This is a genomic window from Coprococcus sp. AM100_B19A (genome assembly GCF_027662015.1).
Taxonomy (GTDB): domain Bacteria; phylum Bacillota; class Clostridia; order Lachnospirales; family Lachnospiraceae; genus Allocoprococcus; species Allocoprococcus comes.
On the sequence record NZ_JAQDKN010000002.1, the window covers coordinates 185,771 to 211,188 of the forward strand.

Annotated in this window: 25 protein-coding genes and 1 other RNA gene; 22 read left to right on the plus strand and 4 right to left on the minus strand. The window is 44.7% G+C overall.

All coding sequences use genetic code 11. The features are described from left to right. Nucleotides 1-5 precede the first annotated feature (5 nt). The 4 genes from rnhA (at nucleotide 6) to PGQ33_RS03080 (ending at nucleotide 3,302) form a co-directional block, all read left to right on the plus strand. Nucleotides 6-479, plus strand: a complete 474-nt coding sequence (gene rnhA, locus PGQ33_RS03065) for a ribonuclease HI (protein WP_008374972.1) — start codon at nucleotides 6-8, stop codon at nucleotides 477-479. 46 nt (nucleotides 480-525) lie between these two features. After that, nucleotides 526-873: RNase P RNA component class A (gene rnpB, locus PGQ33_RS03070), an RNA gene on the plus strand. A 231-nt stretch (nucleotides 874-1,104) separates the two neighbouring features. Further along, the gene (locus PGQ33_RS03075) at nucleotides 1,105-2,034 is read left to right on the plus strand and encodes a hypothetical protein (RefSeq protein WP_173689837.1); all 930 of its coding nucleotides are present in this window, start codon (nucleotides 1,105-1,107) and stop codon (nucleotides 2,032-2,034) included. An 89-nt stretch (nucleotides 2,035-2,123) separates the two neighbouring features. Continuing rightward, nucleotides 2,124-3,302 (plus strand): cation:proton antiporter, encoded by a 1,179-nt coding sequence (locus PGQ33_RS03080; RefSeq protein ID WP_270205242.1) that lies wholly within the window; start codon nucleotides 2,124-2,126, stop codon nucleotides 3,300-3,302. Between the two features lie 207 nt (nucleotides 3,303-3,509). On the opposite strand, the gene PGQ33_RS03085 is transcribed toward PGQ33_RS03080, so the two are convergent. Together PGQ33_RS03085 and pyrB are read right to left on the minus strand one after the other, a co-directional pair. Continuing rightward, the gene (locus tag PGQ33_RS03085; RefSeq protein WP_008374977.1) at nucleotides 3,510-3,956 is read right to left on the minus strand and encodes an aspartate carbamoyltransferase regulatory subunit; all 447 of its coding nucleotides are present in this window, start codon (nucleotides 3,954-3,956) and stop codon (nucleotides 3,510-3,512) included. A gap of 14 nt (nucleotides 3,957-3,970) precedes the next feature. Continuing rightward, nucleotides 3,971-4,891, minus strand: a complete 921-nt coding sequence (gene pyrB, locus PGQ33_RS03090; protein ID WP_117823146.1) for an aspartate carbamoyltransferase — start codon at nucleotides 4,889-4,891, stop codon at nucleotides 3,971-3,973. A 217-nt stretch (nucleotides 4,892-5,108) separates the two neighbouring features. On the opposite strand from pyrB, the gene pheA reads away from it, so the two are divergent. From pheA to thiI, 6 genes are read left to right on the plus strand one after another with little or no spacing between them, the layout of a single operon-like run. Continuing rightward, entirely contained in the window at nucleotides 5,109-6,239 is a 1,131-nt protein-coding gene (gene pheA / locus PGQ33_RS03095; protein ID WP_055155638.1) for a prephenate dehydratase, read from the plus strand. A 23-nt stretch (nucleotides 6,240-6,262) separates the two neighbouring features. After that, a complete protein-coding gene (locus PGQ33_RS03100) occupies nucleotides 6,263-7,552 on the plus strand; it encodes an ATP-binding protein (protein WP_022220371.1) in 1,290 nt (429 codons plus the stop codon). 13 nt (nucleotides 7,553-7,565) lie between these two features. Then, nucleotides 7,566-8,528 carry a 50S ribosomal protein L11 methyltransferase gene (prmA, locus tag PGQ33_RS03105; protein WP_270205243.1) on the plus strand — a complete coding sequence of 321 codons (963 nt, stop codon included), beginning with the start codon at nucleotides 7,566-7,568 and terminating at the stop codon, nucleotides 8,526-8,528. Nucleotides 8,529-8,547: 19 nt separating this feature from the next. Next, complete coding sequence (locus tag PGQ33_RS03110; RefSeq protein WP_117823152.1) at nucleotides 8,548-9,285, plus strand: 16S rRNA (uracil(1498)-N(3))-methyltransferase; 738 nt, start codon at nucleotides 8,548-8,550, stop codon at nucleotides 9,283-9,285. A gap of 59 nt (nucleotides 9,286-9,344) precedes the next feature. After that, nucleotides 9,345-10,502: a cysteine desulfurase family protein gene (locus tag PGQ33_RS03115; RefSeq protein WP_008374989.1), complete on the plus strand. Its 1,158-nt coding sequence runs from the start codon at nucleotides 9,345-9,347 to the stop codon at nucleotides 10,500-10,502. Nucleotides 10,503-10,511: 9 nt separating this feature from the next. Further along, a complete protein-coding gene (thiI, locus tag PGQ33_RS03120; RefSeq protein WP_008374992.1) occupies nucleotides 10,512-11,693 on the plus strand; it encodes a tRNA uracil 4-sulfurtransferase ThiI in 1,182 nt (393 codons plus the stop codon). 92 nt (nucleotides 11,694-11,785) lie between these two features. On the opposite strand, the gene PGQ33_RS03125 is transcribed toward thiI, so the two are convergent. After that, nucleotides 11,786-12,019, minus strand: a complete 234-nt coding sequence (locus PGQ33_RS03125) for an HPr family phosphocarrier protein (RefSeq protein ID WP_008374994.1) — start codon at nucleotides 12,017-12,019, stop codon at nucleotides 11,786-11,788. A 134-nt stretch (nucleotides 12,020-12,153) separates the two neighbouring features. Here PGQ33_RS03125 and mtaB point away from each other — a divergent pair, with 134 nt between their 5' ends. From mtaB to PGQ33_RS03165, 8 genes are all read left to right on the plus strand, one after another. Next, a complete protein-coding gene (gene mtaB, locus PGQ33_RS03130) occupies nucleotides 12,154-13,479 on the plus strand; it encodes a tRNA (N(6)-L-threonylcarbamoyladenosine(37)-C(2))-methylthiotransferase MtaB (RefSeq protein WP_008374996.1) in 1,326 nt (441 codons plus the stop codon). 51 nt (nucleotides 13,480-13,530) lie between these two features. Then, a complete protein-coding gene (locus tag PGQ33_RS03135; RefSeq protein ID WP_008374998.1) occupies nucleotides 13,531-13,788 on the plus strand; it encodes an IreB family regulatory phosphoprotein in 258 nt (85 codons plus the stop codon). Nucleotides 13,789-13,800: 12 nt separating this feature from the next. After that, a complete protein-coding gene (ruvX, locus tag PGQ33_RS03140; RefSeq protein ID WP_044999233.1) occupies nucleotides 13,801-14,229 on the plus strand; it encodes a Holliday junction resolvase RuvX in 429 nt (142 codons plus the stop codon). Nucleotides 14,230-14,268: 39 nt separating this feature from the next. Further along, nucleotides 14,269-14,535 (plus strand): DUF1292 domain-containing protein, encoded by a 267-nt coding sequence (locus tag PGQ33_RS03145; protein WP_008375002.1) that lies wholly within the window; start codon nucleotides 14,269-14,271, stop codon nucleotides 14,533-14,535. A gap of 122 nt (nucleotides 14,536-14,657) precedes the next feature. Beyond that, nucleotides 14,658-16,322 carry a ribonuclease J gene (locus tag PGQ33_RS03150; RefSeq protein ID WP_117556117.1) on the plus strand — a complete coding sequence of 555 codons (1,665 nt, stop codon included), beginning with the start codon at nucleotides 14,658-14,660 and terminating at the stop codon, nucleotides 16,320-16,322. Nucleotides 16,323-16,476: 154 nt separating this feature from the next. Continuing rightward, the gene (locus PGQ33_RS03155) at nucleotides 16,477-17,124 is read left to right on the plus strand and encodes an O-methyltransferase (protein WP_008375007.1); all 648 of its coding nucleotides are present in this window, start codon (nucleotides 16,477-16,479) and stop codon (nucleotides 17,122-17,124) included. 36 nt (nucleotides 17,125-17,160) lie between these two features. After that, entirely contained in the window at nucleotides 17,161-18,396 is a 1,236-nt protein-coding gene (locus tag PGQ33_RS03160; RefSeq protein ID WP_008375008.1) for a peptidase U32 family protein, read from the plus strand. Continuing rightward, nucleotides 18,389-19,300 carry a CPBP family intramembrane glutamic endopeptidase gene (locus PGQ33_RS03165; RefSeq protein WP_270205244.1) on the plus strand — a complete coding sequence of 304 codons (912 nt, stop codon included), beginning with the start codon at nucleotides 18,389-18,391 and terminating at the stop codon, nucleotides 19,298-19,300. The genes PGQ33_RS03160 and PGQ33_RS03165 overlap by 8 nt, the downstream gene beginning before the upstream one ends. Before the next feature lie 74 nt (nucleotides 19,301-19,374). Here the strand turns inward: PGQ33_RS03165 and sigK are convergent, their stop codons facing one another. Continuing rightward, the gene (gene sigK / locus PGQ33_RS03170; RefSeq protein ID WP_055260587.1) at nucleotides 19,375-20,007 is read right to left on the minus strand and encodes an RNA polymerase sporulation sigma factor SigK; all 633 of its coding nucleotides are present in this window, start codon (nucleotides 20,005-20,007) and stop codon (nucleotides 19,375-19,377) included. Nucleotides 20,008-20,189: 182 nt separating this feature from the next. Here sigK and PGQ33_RS03175 point away from each other — a divergent pair, with 182 nt between their 5' ends. From PGQ33_RS03175 to dprA, 4 genes are all read left to right on the plus strand, one after another. After that, nucleotides 20,190-21,560, plus strand: a complete 1,371-nt coding sequence (locus PGQ33_RS03175) for a Mur ligase family protein (protein WP_070098607.1) — start codon at nucleotides 20,190-20,192, stop codon at nucleotides 21,558-21,560. 10 nt (nucleotides 21,561-21,570) lie between these two features. Beyond that, nucleotides 21,571-22,305, plus strand: a complete 735-nt coding sequence (locus PGQ33_RS03180) for a type 1 glutamine amidotransferase (RefSeq protein WP_022220376.1) — start codon at nucleotides 21,571-21,573, stop codon at nucleotides 22,303-22,305. Nucleotides 22,306-22,762: 457 nt separating this feature from the next. Beyond that, nucleotides 22,763-24,289, plus strand: a complete 1,527-nt coding sequence (locus tag PGQ33_RS03185) for a YifB family Mg chelatase-like AAA ATPase (RefSeq protein ID WP_270205245.1) — start codon at nucleotides 22,763-22,765, stop codon at nucleotides 24,287-24,289. 14 nt (nucleotides 24,290-24,303) lie between these two features. Then, nucleotides 24,304-25,392 carry a DNA-processing protein DprA gene (dprA, locus tag PGQ33_RS03190; RefSeq protein ID WP_117556107.1) on the plus strand — a complete coding sequence of 363 codons (1,089 nt, stop codon included), beginning with the start codon at nucleotides 24,304-24,306 and terminating at the stop codon, nucleotides 25,390-25,392. Nucleotides 25,393-25,418 lie beyond the last annotated feature (26 nt).

A 25,418-nucleotide genomic window follows, 5' to 3' on the forward strand; every position in this document is an offset into this window, starting at 1 on the left:
AAGTTATGAAAGTCAGTATTTATACAGATGGAGCGGCAAGAGGTAATCCGGACGGACCGGGCGGTTATGGAGTCGTTCTGGAATATGTAGACCCGAAGGGAGAACTTCACGTTAAAGAGCTTTCCGGCGGCTATGTGCGGACAACCAATAACCGGATGGAGCTGATGGCTGTCATCCGGGGGCTGGAAGCGCTCAACAGACCTTGCGAGGTAGAGCTTTATTCTGATTCTCAATATGTGGTCAATGCATTCAATCAGCACTGGATTGAGGGATGGATCAAAAAGGGCTGGAAGCGTGGGAAGAATGAGCCGGTCAAGAATACCGACCTGTGGAAGCGTCTTCTGGAAGCGAAAAAGCCGCACCAGGTGAACTTCAATTGGGTAAAAGGGCATGATGGACACCCGCAGAATGAACGTTGTGATACTCTTGCGACAACGGCCGCAGACGGAAATGAGCTGCAGGTTGATCCGGGAGTGTAGAAGAAATCCTTTACACTGATAAAAAAATGTGATAAAGTATCTAAGGCAAGTAAGACAGACGTTCGCGGATGCAGGTGCCGAAAGGCCGCAGACGAGGAAAGTCCGGGCTTCACAGGGCAGGATGCCGGATAACGTCCGGTAGAGGTGACTCTAAGGATAGTGCAACAGAAATATACCGCCTGCAGATGCAGGTAAGGTTGGAAGGGCAGTGTAAGAGACTACCGCCTGGGTGGTAACACACAGGGCATATGTAAACCCCATCCGAAGCAAGACCGAAAAGAAGTGGTATGGCGGCCCGTCATGCTTCAGGTTGGTCGCTTGAGTCTGCTGGCAACAGCAGAACTGGATAGATGAACGTCCACGACATAACCCGGCTTATCGTTTTGCTTGCTTTTTTATTTTTAATTGAGAAATTTTGAAAAGAATCTGTATTCATATTTATGAAGGATATAGATTCTTTTTTTGTTGCGGTGTCCTTTAAAAAGTTTTAATTTTTATGATATCGTAGTATTGTGTGAATGATTTTTTGAGTGGAATGAAAAATAAAAAAACGTGATAATCCGTTTGACAATCGTTTGAAAAATATGGTAGTTTTAGGAGGATTAAAGTTATGTAGGAGTGTCAAATGAGGAATAATCGTTTTCAAAGTCGGGAAAGAGGAAATGTAGCATATTACCATCTTCCGGGCTTGTTTGAATTTTATGAACTGTACAGACTTTTTTTGCCGCTGTTTTATACACACAGGGAGTATTTCTATGACTGGTGTGAGATTGGTTCCATTTATGGAGCCCCGGAAGACTGCCTGTGGGGCGGAGGACGTGTGGAAGCAGGAGAAGCTGAGCCGGAAGAAGTGCTTGCACTTATGCAGAAGTACGGGATTTCTGCCCGTCTGACCTTTAGTAATTCTCTGCTCAGGAAAGAGCACCTTGCGGATCAGAGATGCAATATGCTTTGTCAGTTATTTGAGAAAAGCACAGGTGTGAAAAACGGTGTGATCGTGCACTCAGAGCTGCTGGTGGATTATCTGAAAAAGAAGTATCCGGGGTTCTATCTGGTCTCATCTACCACGAAAGTGTTGACCGAATTTCAGGAGTGTTTGCGGGAAATCCAGAGAGAAGATTTTCAATATGTCGTGCCGGATTTCCGTCTGAATAAGATGTTGGATAAATGGAATACATTATCAGAAGGTCAGAAGGATAAAGTTGAATTCCTGTGTAATGAGTGTTGTTGGTTCGGCTGCAGGGACCGGAAAGCCTGTTATGAGGATGTGAGCCGGAAGAATCTCGGAGAAGATGGAGAGGAACACCGGTGTACTGCGCCAAATGCAAAGGAAGGCTATCGTTTTTCAAAAGCGATGAAAAATCCGGGATTTATCAGTGTAGATGATATCAAAAATATCTATTTGCCGATGGGATTTACAAATTTTAAGATCGAAGGCAGGGGACTTGGAAGTGCGCTGATCCTGGAATTTCTACTGTATTATATGACAAAGCCGGAATATCAGCTGCATGTAAGAGAGGAATTGTATCTGGATAATATGCTGGATTTGTTTTAAAATCAAGGGAAAGATTTTTATGGACAAATACCAGAAATTTCGAAGACATATTCGCTTTTGTTTTTCTGCGTCTATAGGAGGTATTTTTTATGTTATTAAGTATTGCGCTGATCCTGCTCGTTGGAATGTGTATGAGTTGGATCTGTCAGAAGATCAAATTGCCAGGTTTGCTTGGGATGTTGGCGACCGGTGTGGTTCTCGGACCGTATGTTTTGAATCTGCTGGACAGCAGTATTCTTGGAATTTCATCCGAACTCCGGAAAATTGCCCTGATTATCATTTTGACAAGGGCAGGGCTTGGGCTGGATCTGTCAGGGCTGAAGAAAATAGGAAGATCCGCAGTGATGATGTGCTTTGTCCCTGCAAGCTTTGAACTCCTTGGAATGCTTTTGATTGCACCGAAACTGATGGGAATCACCTTGCTGGAAGCTGCAATTATGGGAGCAGTGCTTGCGGCCGTTTCACCGGCGGTTGTGGTGCCGAGAATGGTAAAGCTGATGGAGGAAGGATATGGAGTAAAGGAAGGAGTCCCACAGCTTATCCTTGCCGGAGCATCGGTAGATGATGTCTATGTGATCGTATTATTTTCTACCTTTGTTGGAATGATGCAGGGAAAAGGGGCTTCGGTCATCAGCTTTGTAAATATCCCGGTATCGATCATTCTGGGAATTGCGATCGGACTGCTGATCGGAGTCCTGCTGGCATGCTTTTTTAAAAAAGTTCACATTCGGGATACCACAAAGGTTCTGATCATTTTGAGTATTTCGTTCCTGCTGGTTACGATCGAAGATAAAATGACAACTGCAATCACATTTTCTGCACTGATCGCAATTATGTTTATTGGAATTGGACTGCAGAAAAAACGGGAGGTTGTTACAAAAAGAATCTCTGTAAAATACGGGAAACTCTGGGTCGGAGCAGAGGTGTTCCTGTTTGTACTGGTGGGGGCAACGGTCAATATCGGGTATCTGGGAAAGGTTGGAATCAAGGCGGTGCTTTTGATCGCAGGCGCATTGGTGTTCCGGATGCTGGGTGTATTTGTATGTCTGCTTGGAGCCAGTCTTCGAGGAAAGGAAAAAGCCTTTGTGATGATGGCGTATACACCGAAAGCAACCGTGCAGGCAGCAATCGGAGGAATTCCGCTTTCGCTGGGATTTGCCTGTGGGGATATGGTACTTACGGTGGCAGTACTTGCAATCGTGCTGACAGCGCCACTTGGAGCGTTTGTGATTGATCTTTCTTATAAAAAGCTATTGGATAAAAGATAAGGATGGACGGAAAATCTATGACTGCATTCTGTCAATATCCACTGTATGCTGTGCCGGACAAACATACTGCAGAAAACAGGACGAGCAATACCAAGATCTCCTTTCTTACTGTACGAAGGAGACAAAAAATAAAGGACGCATGAAAAAATTTTCTTTTTTCATGCGTCCTTTGCGTGGCACCTGTCCGCCTAGTCCAACAAGCCGACGCTAGCCCCGCTTTCTGTTGTATTTCTCTTCACAGTATTTACATCTATACACTTCGTTCTCCGGATCAGTCAGTACAAACACATGATCCAGTCCCTGTTCAATCGAAGTAATACATCTCGGATTGTGGCATCTGATCACATTCTTGATTTCAGATGGTAGTTTCAGTTCTTTTTTCTCAACAATCTTGGAATCTTCGATAATGTTTACCGTGATATTATGATCGATAAAACCAAGGATATCCAGATCAATGATATCGATCGGGCATTCAATCTTGATGATATCCTTTTTACCCATCTTGTTACTTTTGGCATTCTTGATGATGGCTACGCAGCAGTCAAGCTGATCAAGTTTCAGATATTTGTAGATATCCATGCTTTTTCCTGCTTTGATGTGATCCAGTACGAAGCCCTCTGAAATTTTTCCAATATTCAGTGTATTTTCAACCATGTCTTTCGCCTCCCTTAATCTACATGAATATCCAAAAGTGTCAGGATCAGTGCCATACGGATATAGACACCATACTGTACCTGTTTGAAATAAACAGCTCTTGGATCATCATCAACTTCAACAGAAATTTCGTTGACACGCGGAAGTGGATGGAGAACCAGCATATCTTTTGGCGCAAGTTCCATTTTTCCTTTGTCCAGGATGTAGAAATCTTTCATACGGACATAATCTTCCTCGTTGAAGAAACGTTCCTTCTGAACACGTGTCATATAAAGGATATCGAGATCCGGAAGGGCATCCTCCAGGCGTTCTACTTCTGTATATGGGATATTTTTCTTATCCAGTACGTCTTTGCGTACATAACCTGGCAGACGGAGTTCCTCTGGTGAAATAAGTACAAACTCGATGTTCTCATAACGCACCAGGGCATTGATCAGAGAATGTACGGTACGACCGAATTTGAGGTCTCCACAGAGTCCGATCTTCAGATTATTCAGACGTCCTTTTAAAGAACGGATGGTTAAAAGGTCAGTCAGTGTCTGTGTAGGATGCTGATGTCCGCCATCACCTGCGTTGATCACCGGGATTGAAGAGTGCTGCGCTGCAACCATCGGTGCACCTTCTTTTGGATGTCTGATCGCACAGATATCTGCATAGCAGGAAACCATACGGATCGTATCTGCTACGCTTTCTCCTTTGGTAGCAGAGCTGGAAGCTGCCGAAGAAAAGCCAAGTACATTACCACCGAGATTCATCATTGCTGCTTCATGACTCAGTCGGGTACGGGTACTTGGCTCATAGAATAAAGTGGCAAGCTTTTTGCCTGCGCAAGCATGTGCATATTTTTCCGGATGAGCTTCGATATCACCTGCAAGATCCATAAGCTTATCGAGCTCTTCCACAGAAAAATCTAAAGGACTCATTAAATGTCTCATAAGAAACCTCCTTAAAAATAACCGCAGAAAATGTGCGGCTTCATATATTCTTTATCTATAATATAACAAAAACATGGGTATTTCAACAAAGTTTTACATGTTTTTTCTGATCGGGTTTGCGAAGAAATGTAGATTTTACAGAAAAAATATATTATAATGAAAAATTAGTAACGTCAGCGTAAGAAGACATAAGGATAAAACGATAAGGAGTGGGACAATGCAGAGTCTGGAAGAGATGAGAAAAGAGCTGGATGTGATCGATGACCAGATCACCACGCTTTATGAGAGACGTATGAAGGTCTGCGAAGGAGTTGCAGAATATAAGATAAAGAACGGACGAAAGGTATTTGATAAGACAAGAGAGAACGAGAAACTGGCAGCAGTAGCAGAAAAGGTGTCCACAGATTTTAACAAAAAAGGGATCCGGGAGCTTTTTGAACAGCTGATGAGCATGAGCAGAAAGCTGCAGTACCAGCGTCTTTCTGAGGAAGGAGTTCTGGGAAGACTTCCCTTTATCGGACTGGATCAGCTGGATCTTGATGGTGCACGTGTGGTCTTCCAGGGAGTGGAAGGAGCCAATAACCAGGCAGCTATGTTAAAATATTTTGGGAAAAATGTGAAAAACTTCCATGTACCGTCATTCCGTGATGCAATGGAAGCAATTGAAGAGGGAAGCGCAGATTATGCAGTCCTTCCAATTGAAAATTCTTCCGCAGGTCCGGTGACACAGGTGTATGACCTTCTGGTGGAATTTGAAAATTACATTGTAGGAGAGACGGTCCTTCCGATTAAGCATATGCTTGCCGGAGTGAAAGGAACTACACTTTCCAGCATTGAAAGAGTGTATTCACATCCACAAGGACTGATGCAGACATCCCATTTCCTGGATGAACACGGAACCTGGCAGCAGATCAGTGTTGCCAATACTTCCATGGCGGCCAAGAAGATGATGGAAGACCAGGATACCACGCAGGCAGCTGTCTGCAACGAATATGCAGCAGAGCTTTACGGATTGGATATCCTGGCAAGAGAGATCAATGACGAATCTGACAACAGTACAAGATTTATCATTGTCACGAACCAGAAGGTATTCCTGAAAAATGCATCCAAGATCAGTATTTGCTTTGAAATACCGCATGAGAGTGGATCGTTGTACCATCTGCTTTCCCATTTTATTTACAATGATCTGAACATGACAAAGATCGAATCCCGGCCGGTAGAAGGAAAAAGCTGGGAATATCGTTTCTTTGTGGACTTTGAAGGAAATCTGGCAGATGCCGCAGTGAAAAATGCGATCCGTGGACTGAGGGAAGAAGCACTGAACCTGAAAATCCTTGGAAATTATTAGACTGAAAAAGAGAGGACACGTCTATGAGAACAAATGAACTGATATTATATCGTTATATGGAACATGAAGATCTTCTTCGGGACATGACATTTCTGATTGACAATGCAGATAATGATTATTACAACAAAGAGGATTTGAAGAGCCTTCTTTTCGAAAATTTAAATGAGCTGATCGAGCTGGCTGCAAACTATGGATTCGAGGGGAACCTCTGGCATACCTTCCTGACGTTCCTGCTTGCCAACAGTGAGAATGCTTACAGCACAGCCTGTGAAGTGGTAGGAGAGGTAGAGGGAAGCGTCAATAAAGCAGCCCTTCATGATTTTCAGATTTTCAAAGAACTGTTCGAATATGATCTGAAAGAGATGGGTGAAAAGCTCGGTACAGACAGTCTGGAACTGATTGAGGACTATCATCCGGTCAATGCCAAGGGACATGTATTTAACAAGAGGATTCGCGACCGGATCTGCGACTTAAGCAAAGCTCTTGCGCAGACAGATGATGCAGAAGAATTTAAGACAACAGTAACCCAGTTCTACAAAGAATTCGGAGTGGGAACTTTCGGACTTCACAAGGCATTCCGTATTGAGCATACGGAAGAAGGAGCACAGATCGTGCCGATCACCAAGATTGCACACGTCCATCTGGACGATCTGGTGGGCTATGACATTGCCAAGAAGAAACTGATCGATAATACCGAGGCATTTGTAAAGGGTAAAAAAGCTAATAACTGTCTGCTTTTTGGTGATGCCGGAACCGGTAAATCTTCTTCGATCAAGGCAATCCTGAACCAGTATTATGACCAGGGACTTCGTATGATCGAAGTGTACAAGCATCAGTTCAAAGACCTGAATGATGTGATCGCACAGATCAAGAACCGGAATTACAAATTTATTATTTATATGGATGATCTTTCTTTTGAAGAATTCGAGATTGAGTACAAATATCTGAAAGCGGTGATCGAAGGCGGTCTGGAGAAGAAACCGGATAATATCCTGATCTATGCAACTTCCAACAGAAGACATCTGGTACGTGAGACATTCAAAGATAAAGCCGACAGAGATGAAGAACTGCACACCAATGATACCGTACAGGAGAAACTTTCGCTGGTAGCAAGATTCGGCGTGACCATCTATTTTGGAAAACCGGATAAAAAAGAATTCCAGAAGATTGTCACCACGCTTGCAGATCGTTACGGTGTCGAGATGGAAGAGGAAAAGCTTCTTCTGGAGGCAAACAAATGGGAATTGAGCCATGGTGGATTAAGCGGACGTACTGCACAGCAGTTTATTGATTATTTGCTTGGACAACAATAAAAGGAGAACCAATATGAAGTGGAATAAATTCAGATTAAAGACAACAACCGAGGCAGAAGACATTGTCAGTAGTATGCTGATGGACCTTGGTGTACAGGGAATCGAGATTGAGGATAAGATTCCGATGACACAGGCGGAAAAAGAGCAGATGTTTGTTGATATCCTTCCGGAGGCAGGAATCAATGACGGCATCGCATATATCAGTTTCTATCTGGAAGAAGATGAAGATAAAGAAAGTCTTCTGGAAGCTGTGAAAAATGAACTGGAAGATATGCGTGCCTATGTGGAAGTAGGTGAAGGAACGATAGAAGAATCCCAGACAGAGGATGTGGATTGGGTCAATAACTGGAAAAAATATTTTCACCAGTTCTATGTGGATGATATCCTGATCATTCCGTCCTGGGAAGAAGTAAAGCCGGAAGATGAAGGCAAGATGATCGTGCATATCGATCCGGGAACTGCATTCGGAACGGGAATGCATGAGACCACACAGCTCTGCATCCGTCAGCTCCGCAAATATGTGACAGAGGACACCAGAATTCTGGATGTAGGATGCGGAAGTGGAATTCTTGGAATGCTGGCGCTGATGTTCGGTGCAAAGTATTCTGTAGGAACAGACCTGGATCCGTGTGCGATTGATGCAACCTATGAAAATATGGAAGTCAACGGTATTTCAAAGGATAAATACGAAGTAATGATCGGAAATATCATTGATGATAAAGCGGTTCAGGATAAAGTTGGTTATGGATGCTATGATATCGTTGTGGCGAATATTCTTGCAGACGTACTGGTGCCGCTGACACCGGTGATCGTGAACCAGTTAAAAGACGGTGGTATCTACGTGACAAGTGGTATCATCGAAGATAAGGAGGAGACGGTAAAAGCAGCGGTAGAGGCAGCAGGTCTCACGGTTCTGGAGGTCCATCATCAGGGAGAATGGGTATCTGTAACAGCGAGAAAAGAAACGAAAGCGTAGGCAGAGAGGATCAGAAAAGATGCATCATTTTTTTGTAACACCACAGCAGATCTCCGGAGATAAGATCCGGATTGAAGGCGGAGATGTTAATCATATGAAGAATGTGCTCCGGATGAAGCTGCATGAAAAGGCTGAAATCAGTGACGGAGAAAGCAGAACCTATCTGTGCGAGGTGGAAGCCTATGAAGAAGATGTGGCGGTTTTGCATATTCTGGAAGAGATGGAAGCGGACACGGAACCGGCGTCAAAGCTGTATCTTTTCCAGGGGCTTCCCAAAAGCGACAAGATGGAGCTGATCGTGCAAAAAGCGGTGGAGCTTGGCGTGTATCAGGTGATTCCTGTAGCGATGAAGCGTTCTGTTGTTCGTCTGGATGATAAGAAAGCAGCGAAAAAAGCAGACCGTTGGAATTCCATCGCAGAAAGTGCGGCAAAGCAGGCCGGAAGAAGCCGGATCCCGGAAGTTACCATGCCGCTTTCTTATAAAGAAGCACTGAAAATGGCAGAAGAGCTTGATGTAACGTTGCTTCCGTATGAACTTGCAGGTGGTATGGAAGTGACAAGAGAAGTGATCCGCCAGATTAAAAGTGGACAGTCTGTTGGGATTTTTATCGGACCAGAGGGTGGATTTGAACCGGAAGAAGTTGATGCAGCAGTCAGTATGGGGGCGAAGGTCATCACCCTGGGCAGGCGGATCCTGCGGACAGAGACAGCCGGACTTGCAACGCTTGCTGTACTGATGTTTGAACTGGAACAGTAGACCGGCAGGCAAAGAACTGCATAAGATAAAGAGAAGAAGTGTTTGGGAGACAAAGAAAAATGGAAGTTTATCTGGATAATTCAGCAACAACGAGAGCCTATGAGTGTGTTCGGGATATAGTCGGAAAAGTGATGTGTGAGGATTACGGCAATCCATCCTCCATGCATAAAAAAGGTGTGGATGCAGAAGCGTATGTCCGTGAGGCGAAGGAGACACTTGCAAAGATTCTGAAGGTGCAGGAAAAGGAACTTTATTTCACATCCGGTGGAACAGAAAGTGACAACCTTGCATTGATCGGAGGTGCACGTGCCAATCACCGTGCCGGCAAGCATCTGATCACCAGTTCAATTGAACATCCGGCAATTCTCAATACCATGCGTTACCTGGAAGAGGAGGAGGGCTATCGTGTGACCTATCTTCCGGTTGATGAGTATGGACGGATCCGCCTGGATGCGTTAAAGGAAGCGCTCTGTGACGAGACGATCCTGGTATCGGTTATGTATGTGAATAACGAAGTGGGATCGGTTCAGCCGATTGCAGAAGCATCTGCGATCGTAAAGGCTTATAATAAAAATATCCTGTTCCATGTGGATGCAGTACAGGGATTTGGAAAATATAAGATTTACCCGAAAAAGATGGGAATCGATATGCTTTCTGTAAGCGGACATAAGATCCATGGACCGAAGGGAATCGGTTTTATCTATATCAATGAAAAAGCAAAAGTAAAACCGATCATTTTCGGAGGCGAGCAGCAGAAAAACATGCGTTCCGGAACAGAAAATGTACCGGGGATTGCAGGAATCGGGCTGGCAGCAAAGACGATTTACACAGACCTGGATGAAAAGGTGGCACATATGCGTGCCTTGAAACAGCACTTTATCGAAGGGGTACAGAAAATCGATCATACTGTGATCCACGGACTTTATGATGAAACAAGTGCACCACATATCATCAGTGTGGGATTTGCAGGAATCCGGAGTGAGGTTCTTCTTCATACACTGGAAGAGAAGGGGATTTATGTATCATCCGGTTCGGCATGTGCATCCAACCATCCGGCGATCAGCGGAGTGCTAAAGGGAATCGGAGCCGGAAAAGAATATCTGGACGCAACGCTCAGATTCAGTATGTCAGAATTTACTACAGAAGAAGAAATTGACTATACGCTGGAAACATTATATAATTGTGTACCGATGCTTAGAAAGTACACACGCCATTAGGAGGAAAGAATGAAGTTTCAGACTTATTTGATAAAATATGGAGAAATCGGAATCAAAGGAAAGAACCGCTATATGTTCGAGGATGCGCTGGTAAGACAGATCAAGCATTCATTAAAGGACCTGGACGGATTGTTCCATACTTATAAAGCACAGGGAAGAGTTTATGTGGACTGTGACGGAGATTATGACGGAGATGAAGTGGTAGAAGCTCTGAAAAGAGTATTCGGAATTGTAGGGATCTGTCCGGTTGTCCGCGTAGAGGATAAAGGATTTGAAGAACTGAAAAAAGATGTGATCGCATACATGGATGAGGTTTATCCGGATAAGAATATCACATTTAAGGTAGAGTCCCGTCGTGCAAAGAAAACCTATCCGAAGAAATCAATGGAGATCAATTATGACCTCGGAGAAGCTATTCTGTATGCATTCCCGGAAATCCGGGTAGATGTACACCATCCGGATGTACTGCTTCATGTAGAGGTAAGAGAAGAGATTTATATCTATTCCGAGATCATTCCGGGACCTGGCGGTATGCCGATCGGGACCAATGGAACCGCGATGCTTCTGCTTTCCGGTGGAATCGACAGTCCGGTTGCAGGTTATATGATCTCCAAACGTGGCGTCGGACTGGAGGCAACCTATTTCCATGCACCGCCGTACACCAGCGAGAGGGCCAAACAGAAGGTAGTGGATCTTGCAAAGCAGGTTTCCAAATATACAGGACCGATCAAGCTGCATGTAGTCAACTTTACCGATATCCAGCTTTATATCTATGAAAAATGCCCACATGATGAACTGACGATCATCATGCGCCGTTATATGATGCGGATTGCAGAGCATTTTGCAAAAGAAGACGGATGCCTGGGACTTATTACCGGTGAAAGTATCGGACAGGTGGCAAGCCAGACCATGCAGAGCCTGATGGCAACCAACGATGTATGTACATTGCCGGTATATCGGCCACTGATCGGGTTTGACAAGCAGGAGATCGTAGATATTTCAGAGAAGATCGGAACCTATGAGACTTCCATTCTTCCATACGAAGACTGTTGTACGATCTTCGTGGCAAAACATCCGGTAACCAAACCGAATGTAGAAGTGATCCGCAAATCAGAAGAAAACTTAAGTGAAAAGATTGATGAATTGTTTGCAGAAGCAGTGAATACTGTGGAGACGATCATCGTAAAATAATAAAAGAAAAAGGGGAGCTTTTTCAGGCTCTCCTCAAAAAAAGAAAGGACGCAGTACAGAAAATGTACTGCGTCCTGATACTTCGCATTCTATTATACTAAGTATGGTTTCAGAAGTTCGATGATGTTATCAGCATCCTGGTTCTCAGCATGGATGTTCAGATCGATCGGTTTAGAAAGATCAAGACTGAAGATACCCATGATAGATTTTGCATCAATCACATATCTTCCGGATACCAGGTCAAAATCGTAATCGTATTTTGTGATTTCGTTTACGAATGATTTTACTTTGTCGATAGAATTTAAAGAAATTTGTACGGTTTTCATTGAAAACACACCTCCTTGATTTCATTTTCTATAGTTATATTAAAAGTTATACATAAAAAAGTCAAGGAACAAAACGCCGAAGAATGAATGAAATTTTCGTTAAATGTTATAAATATTGAAAGTAGGATGAATTTATGAAAAAAGCAGCATTACACAACCTGGGCTGTAAGGTAAATGCTTATGAAACAGAAGCGATGCAGGAACTGCTGGAAAAGAACGGATATGAGATCGTACCGTTTCATGATCTGGCAGATGTCTATGTGATCAATACCTGCTCGGTGACGAATATGGCAGACCGCAAGTCCAGACAGATGATCCATCGTGCCCGAAAACAGAATCCTGATGCAGTGATCGTAGCGGCCGGCTGTTATGTGCAGGCGCAGGCGGATATGGGTGAGCTGGATGAGAATATAGATATTGTAATCGGGAATAATAAAAAAAAGGATCTGATCCGCCTTCTGGAAGAATATTTTAAAGAAGACATTCCGGAACAGATGCAGGAGGTCATTGACATTAACCATACCTTCGAGTATGAGAGCCTCCATCTTTCCCGGACAGCAGAGCATACAAGGGCATATCTGAAAGTACAGGATGGCTGCAACCAGTTCTGTACCTACTGCATCATTCCTTATGCGAGAGGACGTGTGCGCAGCAGGAAGAAGGAAGATGTAGTGGAAGAGGTGCGTACACTTGCGGAACATGGGTATCAGGAAGTGGTGCTTACCGGAATCCATCTCAGTTCTTACGGATTGGAATGGAAAGATGAAAATGGAAAGCAGACAGAAGGACTCCTGGATCTGATCCGCGCGGTACATGGAGTTGAAGGGATCAAAAGGATCCGTCTGGGTTCTCTGGAACCGCGTATCGTGACGGAAGAATTTGCAAAAGAACTGGCTTGCCTGCCGAAGATATGTCCGCATTTTCACCTGTCTCTGCAGAGCGGATGTGATGCAACCCTGAAACGGATGAACCGCAGATATGATGCGGCAGAATATCGGGAAAAATGTGAGCTTCTCCGGAAGTATTTTGAAAATCCGGCACTGACAACCGATGTGATCGTAGGATTCCCGCAGGAATCAGAGGAAGAATTTGAAGCCTCCCGGGACTTTGTAGACAGCATCAATTTTTATGAGACTCATATATTTAAGTATTCAAAGCGCCAGGGAACGAAGGCTGCGAAGATGGACGGGCAGATCCCGGAACATGAAAAAACGCGAAGAAGCAATATCATGCTGGAACTGAACCGCAAAAAAATGCAGCGCTATGAAGAAGGATGGCTTGGAAAAAAGGTGGAAGTTCTATTTGAAGAGATGACAGAGCGTGATGGAAAAAATTATGTCACAGGGCACACCAAGGAATATCTGCGGATTGGGGTTCCATGCGAACCGGAACAGGCAGACCGGTGGACCAATCAGTTAAAAGAGATAGAACTTACTTCACTTTCACAAATTATGCATTGAATTTTTGTATAGATTATATTAAAATGAATATGAAGTATTGGAGGTCGTAAGATGAAAGATATAACGAATACACAATTTTTTCAGGTAGAGACAGGACCACAGATCCAGGCAAAAGATATTCTGGAAATTGTATATAATGCTCTGGTGGAAAAAGGATATAATCCGGTGAATCAGATTGTAGGATACATTATGTCCGGTGATCCTACATACATTACCAGCTATAACGGAGCAAGAAGCCTTGTGATGAAGGTTGAACGGGATGAGATAGTAGAAGAATTATTAAAAGCTTATATCAGACATGAACTGTAGGTTGAAGATATGATGCGGATAATGGGACTTGATTATGGTACGAAGACCGTAGGTGTTGCTGTAAGTGATCCTCTGGGGATTACGGCACAGGCAGTGGAGACAGTTACGAGGAAGGACGAGAACAAGCTTCGGAAGACACTGGCAAGGATTGAGAGCCTTGCAACCGAATATGGAGTAGAGAAGTTTGTGATCGGTTTTCCGAAACATATGAATAATGATATCGGAGAACGGGCAGAGAAGGCACTGGAATTTGGAGAGATGCTGAAGCGGCGTACCGGCATTGAGATCGTGATGTGGGATGAGCGCCTTACAACGGTGGAAGCGGAACGGACACTTATGGAATCCGGTGTAAGACGGGAGAACCGCAAGCAGTATGTGGATCAGATCGCGGCTGTATTTATATTGCAGGGATATCTGGACTCTCTGGGTATGCAAAAGTAACAGGCTTTGGAATACAATCAGACGATAAGGGGAAAGTATATGAAGAATGAAAAATTAACGTTTACATGCGGAGAAGGCGGCGAAGCAGAAGAATTTTTTGTTGTGGAGCAGACCAGACTGAATGGAGTGACTTACCTTCTGGTTGCAGATTCAGAAGAGGATGATGCAGAGTGCCTGATCTTGAAGGATACAAGTGCGCCGGAAGAGAAGGACAGCGTTTATGAGATGGTAGAAGAGGAAGTAGAGCTTAATGCCGTACTCAAGGTGTTCGAAGAGCTTCTGGAGGATGTGGAGATTGAAGTGTAGACGGAACTGTCAAAAGAATATTTCTGACAGATAAGAACGGGGTTCGCACACAGAGGCGGACTCCGAATTTTACGATAATTAAATGTACGGATGAGATACATAAAATATATGGAGGTGTGAGATTGAAGAAAAAAAGCAACTCAAAACTTAAGATCATTCCGCTTGGAGGCCTTGAAAAGATCGGAATGAATATCACTGCCTTTGAATATGAAGACAGTATTATTGTAGTAGATTGCGGATTGTCGTTCCCGGAAGATGATATGCTCGGAATCGATCTTGTAATCCCGGATATCAGTTACCTTAAGAGCAATGCGGATAAGGTGAAGGGTTTTGTGATCACACATGGACATGAGGATCACATTGGAGCGCTTCCTTATGTGCTTAAAGAGATTAATCTGCCGATTTATACAACAAAGCTGACTATGGGAATTATCGAGAAAAAGCTCACAGAGCACAATCTTCTCCGCTCAACTAAAAGAAAAGTAGTGCGCCATGGACAGTCGATCAATCTTGGAAAATTCAGAATTGAATTTATCAAGACGAACCACAGTATCCAGGATGCATCGGCACTGGCAATCTATTCGCCGGCAGGTATTGTTGTGCATACCGGAGACTTTAAGGTAGATTATACACCGGTATTTGGTGATGCGATTGATCTGCAGCGTTTTGCAGAAATTGGCAAGAAAGGGGTACTGGCATTGATGTCAGACAGTACCAATGCGGAGAGACCTGGTTTTACACAGTCAGAAAGGACAGTGGGAGCTACATTTGACCGGCTTTTTGCCGAACACTCCAATACAAGAATTATTGTAGCAACCTTCGCTTCGAATGTAGACCGTGTACAGCAGATCATCAATACGTCTTACAAGTATGGACGTAAAGTAGTTGTAGAAGGCCGCAGTATGGTAAATATCATTTCGGTTGCATCAGAGCTTGGCTATTTGAATGTGCCGGAGAATACGCTGATCGAGACAGATCAGTTGAAAAACTATCCAAGAGAGAAGACAACGATCATCACAACCGGAAGCCAGGGAGAATCTATGGCGGCTCTGTCACGTATGGCAGCAGATATCCATAAGAAGATATCGATCATGCCGGGTGACACGATCATTTTAAGCTCTAATCCGATCCCGGGTAATGAAAAAGCGGTATCGAATATCATTAATGAACTCTCTGAAAAGGGAGCGAATGTTATTTTCCAGGATACGCACGTATCCGGACATGCGTGCCAGGAAGAGCTGAAGCTGATCTATTCACTGGTAAAACCAAAATATGCAATTCCGGTTCACGGAGAATACCGTCATCTGAAAGCGAACGCAGGTATTGCCAAATCTCTTGGGATTCCGAAGGACAACATTTTCATCCTCAAGTCAGGCGATGTACTTGCACTGGATGATGAAAGCGCAGAAGTTGTAGATAAGGTACACACAGGAGAAATTCTGGTAGATGGACTCGGTGTTGGCGATGTCGGTAATATTGTTCTGCGTGATCGTCAGCATCTGGCAGAAGACGGAATCCTGATTGTCGTTCTGACACTGGAAAAGCGTACCAACCAGCTTCTTGCCGGACCGGATATCGTATCCCGTGGATTTGTTTATGTACGTGAATCTGAAAGCCTGATGGAAGAGGCACGGAAGGTTGTTACGGAAGCGGTTGAAAAATGTCTGATGAGCCGTCATGCTGACTGGAGCAAGATTAAGCTTGTGATCCGCGACACAATGAATGACTTTATCTGGAAAAGAACCAAGAGAAAACCAATGATCCTTCCGATCATTATGGATGTATAATATAAAGATGCCTGTGGCATTTTTATGAAAATAAGCAGATGCGAAGATATCTGCATAAAGAAGCGCAGTCAGAGTTGAAAAGAAAATAAACTTTGTCTGCGCTTCTATGATAAATGTATAGGATAAGAATTCCCTTGGAAGAAAAGAGGAAGATATGATAGTAGAAGAACGACTGACGACTTACCTCCATTCTCTGGAAAGTGCGGACATTCCCGTTCTCGATGAGATCGAACAGGAAGCCCTTGCGGACATGGTTCCGATCATCCGCAAAGAGACAAAAAGTTTTCTGAAAGTAATGCTGGAGATCAAACGTCCGGTAAAGATTCTTGAAATTGGGACAGCAGTTGGATTTTCGGCAATTCTGATGGGAAAATATTCTCCGGAGGAATGTCACATTACAACAATCGAAAATTACGAAAAAAGGATTCCAATTGCCAGAGCCAATTTTGCCAGGGCAGGTATGGAACAGAAAATTACGCTGCTTGAAGGTGATGCACTGGAGATTATGAAAGGCATGCCGGATGATGCAGGATTTGATTTTGTGTTTATGGATGCCGCAAAGGGACAATATCCGGCATATTTAGAACAGGTGATGCGTTTCCTTGTGCCGGGAGGGATCCTGATCACGGATAATGTGTTGCAGGACGGAGATATTATTGAGTCACGGTTTGCGGTGGAAAGAAGAGACCGCACGATCCATAGCCGGATGAGGGAGTATCTGTATACTCTGAAACATCATCCTGAGCTTGAGACGTCTATTCTTCCGCTGGGAGATGGAGTGGCACTGAGCGTGCGAAAATAAAAACAGGAGATAACAGTAACAGAAAGGAAAAAAATAATGGCAAGACATCCTGAATTATTGATACCGGCAAGCAGCCTGGAAGTGTTGAAGACTGCAGTCGTATTTGGAGCAGATGCAGTTTATATTGGAGGAGAAGCATTTGGACTTCGTGCAAAGGCAAAGAACTTTTCCAAAGAAGATATGATGGAAGGAATCCGGTTTGCACATGAGCATGATGTAAAAGTATATGTAACTGCAAATATTCTGGCACATAACTACGATCTGGAAGGCGTGCGGGAATATTTTAAAGAGTTAAAGGAAATAAAACCGGATGCATTGATCATTGCTGATCCGGGTGTATTTGAGATCGCAAAAGAAGTATGTCCGGAAATTGAAAGACATGTGAGTACACAGGCCAATAATACAAATTATGCAACTTATATGTTCTGGTACAGACAAGGGGCGAGCAGAGTTGTATCTGCAAGAGAACTTTCCATGCGTGAGATCAAAGAAATCCGTGCACATATCCCGGATGATCTGGAGATTGAGACATTCGTACACGGTGCAATGTGTATTTCTTATTCCGGAAGATGTCTGCTCAGTAATTTCTTTACAGGCAGGGATGCAAACCATGGCGCATGCACCCATCCGTGCCGCTGGAAATATTCTGTTGTGGAAGAAACCCGTCCGGGAGAATATATGCCGGTTTATGAAAATGAGAGAGGAACGTATATTTTCAATTCAAAAGACCTCTGTATGATCGAACATATTCCGGAGCTTATCGATGCGGGGATTGACAGCTTCAAGATCGAAGGAAGAATGAAAACGGCTCTGTATGTGGCAACTGTAGCGAGAACATACCGGAAAGCAATTGATGATTATCAGAAAGATCCGGAGCTTTACAGGAAGAATATGCCGTGGTATCTGGACCAGATCTCGAATTGTACCTATCGGCAGTTTACAACTGGATTTTTCTTTGGAAAACCATCGGAAGAGGCACAGATTTATGACAGCAACACCTATATCCGGGAGTACACATATCTTGGAATCACAGAAGAGATTAAAGACGGTATGGTGAAGATCGAACAGAGAAATAAATTTTCGGTGGGCGAGACGATTGAGATCATGAAACCGAACGGAGATAACGTGGAGGTTCAGGTAAAACGGATCGTAAATGAAGAAGGAGAAGAACAGGAGAGTGCACCACATCCGAAGCAGGTACTGTATGTAGAACTGTCCGGTAGGGCTGACAAGTACGATATTCTCAGAAGAAAAGAGGAAGCAGATGAATAAAAAAACGTGGAAGCCATATGCGGCGATCGTACTGATCCTTCTGTACGGCGTGGATATATTCTGGCTTTCCGGATTTTGTGTCTATTATTTTGGTGAGTGGGGAATTCCAATGTATGAGGGTCTTCTTGCGGTGCTGGCACTTGGAATAGTAGTGCTTTTCAGGGAAGACGTAAAGCGTGCATTTCCATTTCACAGACCGACGATCGCAAAGACTGTCGGAACATTGCTGATGTGGATCGGAACCCTTCTGATCACGATGATTCCGACATCGATCATGCTTTATGTATTTCCGGAGCAGATGAGTGGGGCTACAGAAAGTGTGAGTGAATTATCCGGTGGACTGCCGTTTGGACTTGCATTTCTTCTGATCTGTGTCACGCCGGCGATTTTTGAGGAAATAGCATTCAGAGGCGGGCTTTTCAGTTGCTTTCGTGGCTTTAGGAGTCCATGGCCGGCAATTCTGATCAGTGCAGTAATGTTCGGTGCATTTCACGGAAGCTTCTGGCGGTTTGTGCCGACATCGATGCTTGGAATCGCCATGGGATATCTGCTTGCCGAGACGGATAACATGTTTTATAACATGTTCTTCCATCTGATCAATAATGCGTTACCGACATTGCTTTTACAGCTTACTTCCAGTGTGGCTTCAGAGCAGATGGAAAGTGCAGAAGCTATGGCATCGACAGGCATTTTGCTTGTGACGGTGGCGGTGTATTTTATTTATGCTTCGGCAGGACCGTTTCTGATTTATGCGGGGAATTATCTGATCCATAAAGGACAGCCGGGATACGACAGGGGACTTCTGCCAAGAGAGAAAAAGAAAACTCTGCTGGGGCTTGTGCTTGCAAGTAGCGTCTTTCTGGGACTTGGCATTCTGCTTTTTGGTATAGGAATGTTTGAGTAGAGTGTCCTGTCTGCCGGTGTGAAAGAAGCATCATGAATTTTAAAATGGACAGACAGGATCTAGACCAGCAAAAATTAAAAATGAGAAGGAAGAAAGCAGGGGCGGAGTTTTTGGATCGCCCCTTTTTCAATTCGCGAAACATAGGAACGTGAGATGCCAAGAGAAGCTGCAACTTCTTTCTGGGTATATTCTTTTTCACCATAAAGACCGTAGCGTTTTTTCAGTACCAGCTGTTCGCGGTCGGTGAGAACGGATTCCAGTTTTTCATAGAGAAGAGAAATATCATTTTTCAGGGCAAGCTGCATACAGGCATCTTCTTCATCAGATTCGATGACATCATACAGGCGGATCTCATTCCCTTCCCGGTCTGTACCGATCGGTTCGTATAGGGAGGTTTCCCGGTTACTCTTCCGCTTGGTGCGCAGCATCATCAGAAGTTCATTTTCGATGCAGCGGCAGGCGTAGGTGGCAAGCCGGGCTTTTTTGTCTGGGTTAAAGGTGGAAACTGCTTTGATAAGACCGATGGTTCCGATGGACAGAAGATCTTCTGTATCGTCCTCCAGATGCTGATATTTTTTTATGACATGAGCGACCAGACGGAGATTGCGCTCGATCAGAATATGACGGGCCTCATTGTCACCGTCTGCACTGCGTCTCAGAAGCTCGGATTCCTCTTTTGGAGTAAGAGGCGGAGGAAAGGATTTCAATACGATTACCTCAAAATAGAGTTACTAACATTGTATGTAAAAGTGAAATGTTCTGTGCTTTTCCATTCGGGTTATTTTGCGCTTGTGGTACGTCTGAAAATGCGTTATAATGAGCGTTGAATCATGTAGTAGCAGATATGTTTTACAAAAGAAATGAGATTACGAGAGAAAAGGAAAAAATTATGGGAATAAGGACAAGATTAGCGGTACTTGCCTGTAAGACATCCAATGCAGTCCTGCGGCGGATGGGACGAGGCGGAACGAACCTGCCGGGCAAGATCGCATTAAAAATTGACAAAGATATTTTAAAGGAATTATCACGTGGGGTGAAGGTTACGGTAGTGACCGGAACCAATGGAAAGACGACCACGTCCCGTATGATCGAGCAGGCATTTGAAGAAGCCGGATATAAGTACTTCGCAAATAAGTCCGGTGCCAATCTTCTGACCGGGATCATTACGGTGTTTGCACAGCACTGCAGTCTTTCTGGCAAGTGTTCCTACACACACGCACTGATCGAGTGCGATGAGGCAGCGTTCCGCAAGACCAGTGAGATGCTGCCGGTAGAGTGTCTGGTAGTCAACAATATTTTCCGTGACCAGTTGGACAGATATGGGGAGATCACCCACACGTTGAATGCAATCCGCGAAGGAATTACCCACGTACCGGATGCAACCCTGTGCCTGAATGCGGACTGTTCATTGACGTCATCTCTTGCAGATGATGTACCGAATAAGGTTGTATGGTTTGGGGTGGATGTGCCGATTTACAAAGAGACAGCGTTTGAATTGTCTGATGCAGTGTACTGTATTCATTGTAAGACAGAATATGAATACGATTACAGAACTTACAGCCATCTTGGCGGTTTCCGCTGTCCGAAATGTGGATATCACCGGCAGACACCGCAGGTTGGCGTGACGCAGGTAGTGCGTACCGGAGCAGATTCTTCGGATATCGTGTTAAATGCATTCGGGCATAGCCATGATGTGCACATTAATCTTCCGGGAGGTTACAATATTTACAATGCGGCAGCCTGTGTTGCGGCTGCGGAGATTGTTGGAATCGATGAAGACACAGCAGTTGATGCACTCAGCAGATTTGAGTGTGGTTTCGGACGTGCGGAACAGTTTGAACTTGGCAAGTCTAAAGCACGTATGATGCTTGTCAAGAACCCGGCAGGGTACAATCAGGTCATCAACCAGATCTCTAATGATGAGGAAGAGTGCAAGATTGCGTTCCTTCTGAACGACCGTTATGCAGATGGAACCGATATCAGCTGGATCTGGGATGTGGATTTTGAAGCACTTGCCCGCCAGAGCGCACGCTTTACCCGTATTCTGGTATCCGGAGTCCGTGCAGATGATATGGCACTCCGCCTGAAATATGCAGGATTTGACACTGGACGGATTGAAGTGATCCGCGACTATGAGAACCTTTTAGAAGCAATCGGAGCGGATGAGACACCGACATTTATTATGCCGACTTATACCGCTATGTTTGATCTGCGCGGCGAGATCAGCAAGCATACTGATATCAAGGCATTTTACGAATAAGGAGGGAATTATGGAACTGAATATCTGTCATCTCTATCCGGACATCCTTAATCTGTATGGAGACCGGGGCAATATCATCACAATGAAACGTCGTATGGAGGATCGGGGAATCAAGGTCAATGTAGAAGGCTGCTCGATCGGAGAAACGCTGGATGCAAACCGCTATGATATCTTCTTCATTGGCGGAGGTCAGGATTTTGAACAGGAAGTCCTTCTGAAAGACCTGGGGACCGGAAAAGCAGCAGAGATCCGCGCGGCTGTGGAAGATGAAAAGACCTTCCTCGCAATCTGCGGAGGCTATCAGATGCTTGGCCAGTATTATAAGACCTGGGATGGTGTCCAGCTCGATTTTACCGGCGCAATCAACATTCATACCGTTGGATCAAAAGAGCGTATGATCGGCAATTATATGTTTGAGACCCTCCCGGAGAGCAGTGGAGCTGTCGTAGTCGGCTTTGAAAATCATTCCGGCAAGACCTACCTGGGTGAAGGCGTATCACCACTCGGCAAAATGCTCAAAGGCTACGGTAACAACGGAGAAGACCAAACTGAAGGAGCCCGCTACAAAAATGTTTTCGGAACCTATTCGCACGGCTCCCTTTTACCAAAGAACCCGGTTCTCTGCGATTTTATATTACAAACTGCCCTCGAACGCAAATACGGTCAAATAGAACCACTTGCGCCACTGGAAGACACCCTGGAATTAAACGCCAACGAATACATGAAACAAAGATTAAGCAAATAATGCTTATTTAGAAAATGCCACTGCACACAGGGTTCCATCCCACCTGTGCAGTGGCATTTTGTCCCACCTATGATACAGCAAGGCAAAACTTTGCCAGTAAAGTACGGCGGTCATCGTGGGAAAATCATCTCTTTCGATTCACTTATTGTGCAATGGAGAGAAGACTCAAAAATTGTGGAAGCCATTGCTGACACAATTTTCGCTTTCAGAGGCTTCTCGGAATGGTTTGCACAATAGAATCAAAAGAGATGATTCTCCCACGATGACCTCACAACCTACTCCCACAAATTTCCCCTCCCAATCATCTTGACAAAATCCCCTCCCCATACTATCATAAGGATACATTTTCTAAAAGATATCGGTTTTCTTTTAGCAAATCGCTCATGGCATTTCGCCATATATTTTCTGAAATAAAACTTCTGAACTTTTGCCGGGGAAAGGCAAGGGTGAATTTAATATGGGATTTTATAAGGTACATTCGGCAACGATTCTGGGGCTGAAAGTAGAATTTGTGCAGGTAGAGGCAGATGCAGGGAACGGACTTCCAATGTTTCATATGGTGGGATATTTGTCTTCTGAGGTAAAGGAAGCCGCAGAACGGGTAAGAACTGCCATGCGTAATGCCGGTTATATCATGCCGGCGAAAAAGATTGTAATCAATCTGTCGCCGGCATGTGTCCGCAAGAAGGGATCGGTATTTGATCTTCCAATTGCAGTTGCAGTACTCGGGGCAATGGGGATTTTCCCGGAAAAAGCAGTGAAGGATATTTTACTTGCAGGAGAGCTCGGACTGGATGGAAAGCTGCAGCCGGTAGAGGGAATCCTTCCGATTGTTCTTGAAGCAAAGAAGGCTGGTTTTAGGTGTTGTGTGATTCCGAAGTCAAATGAGGATGAGGGAAGGCTGGCGCAGGGAATACAGATTTTTGGGGCAGAGACTCTGGAGGAGGTATGCAGATGGCTGAAGGGTGAGTATATGCCTCAGATGGAGAAACCTGATCAGGAAGAGGCTCATGGAATGGAAGAATGGGACATAGATTATAGTGATATTCAGGGACAGGAAGCAGTAAAAAGAGCGACGATGGTGGCAGTGGCAGGAGGACATAACCTGCTTTATGTCGGTCCGCCTGGTTCCGGAAAGACAATGCTTGCCAAACGGATTCCGACGATACTACCACCGCTTGACCGGGAAGAAAGTCTGGAGATCACGGGGATTTACAGTACGGCGGGACTGCTTAAAAGAGAGAATCCGCTGATCTGGAAGAGACCGTTCCGGGAGGTCCATCATACCGTGACGCGGGCAGCACTCATCGGAGGCGGACGAATCCCATCGCCGGGAGAAGCAACACTTGCGCATGGAGGTGTCCTTTTTCTGGATGAGCTGGCGGAGTTCCCAAGAGGTGTTCTGGAGGTGCTCAGGCAGCCGCTGGAAGAAAAATGCATTCATCTGGCAAGGCAGCAGGGAGCTTATATTTTTCCGGCAGACTTTATGTTGGTTGCTGCAACGAATCCATGTCCCTGCGGAATGGCTCCTGGTCCCCAATGTACCTGTACGCCCGGGCAGATCCGGAATTATCAGGGAAAGTTGAGCCAGCCGTTTCTGGATCGGATTGATATCTGCATGGAGGCACCCAAGGTCGAATATGAAGAACTGACCGGAAAGGGAACAGGGATGGATTCCAGAACCATGCGAGGAAAAGTGATGCTTGCAAGAATGCGTCAGATGGAGCGTTTTCGAGAAGAAAAGCTGACAAAAAATGCACAGATGGGGCAAAATGAAATTGAAAAATACTGCCGTCTTGGGAAAGAGGAAGAACGGATGATGCGCCAGGCTTATGAAGTGATGAAGCTGACGGTGAGAAGCTATCATAAAGTGTTGAAGGTGGCACGGACAATCGCAGATCTGGAGGAAAAGGAGGAGATCGATCTTGCGACACTTCGAGAGGCACTGGGGTATCGGGTTATGGATAAAGAATACTGGGGATAAGAGAAATGAGTGAAATGTGGTATACATATTGGCTGGCGTGTGTGGAAGGAATCACCGGTGGCAGGAAGTGTGAATTATGCAGAAAAAACGGATCTGCGGAAGCAGTCTATTATATAGAAGAAAAAGGAATCAGAGAACAGACAATTACAGAAAAAGAGTGGGAGATCCTGAAAGAAAGTAAGAAAAAAAGGAACTGGAGGGAAGCGTATCAAAAAGCGGTGGACCGGGGAATTCAGATGGCAGTCCGTGGCCAGAAAAATTATCCGAAGCGGCTTGAAGAACTTGCGGGAATGCCGTATGCACTCTTTTTTATCGGGGAGATGCCACAGGAGGGAATCCCGTCGGTGGCGGTGGTGGGTGCCAGAAGATGTAGCAGCTATGGTGAAAAAATGACGCTTCGCTTTGTGGAAAGACTTGCGGAGAGTGGAATCCAGATCATCAGTGGAATGGCACTGGGAATTGACGGGATGGCACACCGGGCTGCATTAAATGTTGGAGGAAAGACATTTGCGGTCCTGGGAGGCGGAGCGGATGTATGTTATCCGGCGGCACATAAAGGACTCTATAATGATTTGATAAAGCGGGGCGGCATACTGTCTGAACAGCCACCGGGAACTCCACCGGTTGCCTGGCATTTTCCGGCAAGAAACCGTCTGATCAGCGGACTTGCCGATGTGGTACTTGTTATGGAGGCAAAAGAAAAGAGCGGATCCCTGATTACAGCAGACATGGCTCTTGAACAAGGAAGAGACATTTATGCTCTCCCGGGGATGGTGACAGAGCCGCTGAGCTGTGGTTGTAACCGCCTGATCCGGCAGGGAGCAGGGATTCTTCTGAATGAAGAAGATTTGCTGGAAGAACTGGTTATAAAAGGGTTGCTAAAGAAGAAAATCGCAATTATATCAGACACGAAAAATAAAATAAAGCTTGAAACGAAAGAAAATTTGGTGTATAGTAAGCTCGGTTTGTATCCGCGGGGGCTGGATGATTTACAGAGAGAAACCGGACTTACTCCACAGGAGGTGATGGGAATCTGTGTATCTCTTCAGTTGAAAGGATGCATTCAGGAAAGATCAAAAAATTATTATGTCAGAGCTAAATGATCTGACACTATTAATATGGAGGAATA

Bases quoted from the DNA above. Each gene is read 5' to 3' on its own strand.
- dprA (WP_117556107.1), top strand. From the start codon at position 24,304: ATGTGGTATACATATTGGCTGGCGTGTGTGGAAGGAATCACCGGTGGC.
- PGQ33_RS03175 (WP_070098607.1), top strand. From the start codon at position 20,190: ATGGGAATAAGGACAAGATTAGCGGTACTTGCCTGTAAGACATCCAAT.
- PGQ33_RS03080 (WP_270205242.1), top strand. From the start codon at position 2,124: ATGTTATTAAGTATTGCGCTGATCCTGCTCGTTGGAATGTGTATGAGT.
- PGQ33_RS03180 (WP_022220376.1), top strand. From the start codon at position 21,571: ATGGAACTGAATATCTGTCATCTCTATCCGGACATCCTTAATCTGTAT.
- PGQ33_RS03145 (WP_008375002.1), top strand. From the start codon at position 14,269: ATGAAGAATGAAAAATTAACGTTTACATGCGGAGAAGGCGGCGAAGCA.
- pyrB (WP_117823146.1), bottom strand. From the start codon at position 4,891: ATGAGACATTTAATGAGTCCTTTAGATTTTTCTGTGGAAGAGCTCGAT.
- PGQ33_RS03155 (WP_008375007.1), top strand. From the start codon at position 16,477: ATGATAGTAGAAGAACGACTGACGACTTACCTCCATTCTCTGGAAAGT.
- PGQ33_RS03165 (WP_270205244.1), top strand. From the start codon at position 18,389: ATGAATAAAAAAACGTGGAAGCCATATGCGGCGATCGTACTGATCCTT.
- rnhA (WP_008374972.1), top strand. From the start codon at position 6: ATGAAAGTCAGTATTTATACAGATGGAGCGGCAAGAGGTAATCCGGAC.
- pheA (WP_055155638.1), top strand. From the start codon at position 5,109: ATGCAGAGTCTGGAAGAGATGAGAAAAGAGCTGGATGTGATCGATGAC.
- PGQ33_RS03135 (WP_008374998.1), top strand. From the start codon at position 13,531: ATGAAAGATATAACGAATACACAATTTTTTCAGGTAGAGACAGGACCA.
- PGQ33_RS03185 (WP_270205245.1), top strand. From the start codon at position 22,763: ATGGGATTTTATAAGGTACATTCGGCAACGATTCTGGGGCTGAAAGTA.
- PGQ33_RS03115 (WP_008374989.1), top strand. From the start codon at position 9,345: ATGGAAGTTTATCTGGATAATTCAGCAACAACGAGAGCCTATGAGTGT.
- thiI (WP_008374992.1), top strand. From the start codon at position 10,512: ATGAAGTTTCAGACTTATTTGATAAAATATGGAGAAATCGGAATCAAA.
- PGQ33_RS03085 (WP_008374977.1), bottom strand. From the start codon at position 3,956: ATGGTTGAAAATACACTGAATATTGGAAAAATTTCAGAGGGCTTCGTA.
- PGQ33_RS03125 (WP_008374994.1), bottom strand. From the start codon at position 12,019: ATGAAAACCGTACAAATTTCTTTAAATTCTATCGACAAAGTAAAATCA.
- PGQ33_RS03100 (WP_022220371.1), top strand. From the start codon at position 6,263: ATGAGAACAAATGAACTGATATTATATCGTTATATGGAACATGAAGAT.
- PGQ33_RS03160 (WP_008375008.1), top strand. From the start codon at position 17,161: ATGGCAAGACATCCTGAATTATTGATACCGGCAAGCAGCCTGGAAGTG.
- mtaB (WP_008374996.1), top strand. From the start codon at position 12,154: ATGAAAAAAGCAGCATTACACAACCTGGGCTGTAAGGTAAATGCTTAT.
- ruvX (WP_044999233.1), top strand. From the start codon at position 13,801: ATGCGGATAATGGGACTTGATTATGGTACGAAGACCGTAGGTGTTGCT.
- PGQ33_RS03110 (WP_117823152.1), top strand. From the start codon at position 8,548: ATGCATCATTTTTTTGTAACACCACAGCAGATCTCCGGAGATAAGATC.
- prmA (WP_270205243.1), top strand. From the start codon at position 7,566: ATGAAGTGGAATAAATTCAGATTAAAGACAACAACCGAGGCAGAAGAC.
- PGQ33_RS03075 (WP_173689837.1), top strand. From the start codon at position 1,105: ATGAGGAATAATCGTTTTCAAAGTCGGGAAAGAGGAAATGTAGCATAT.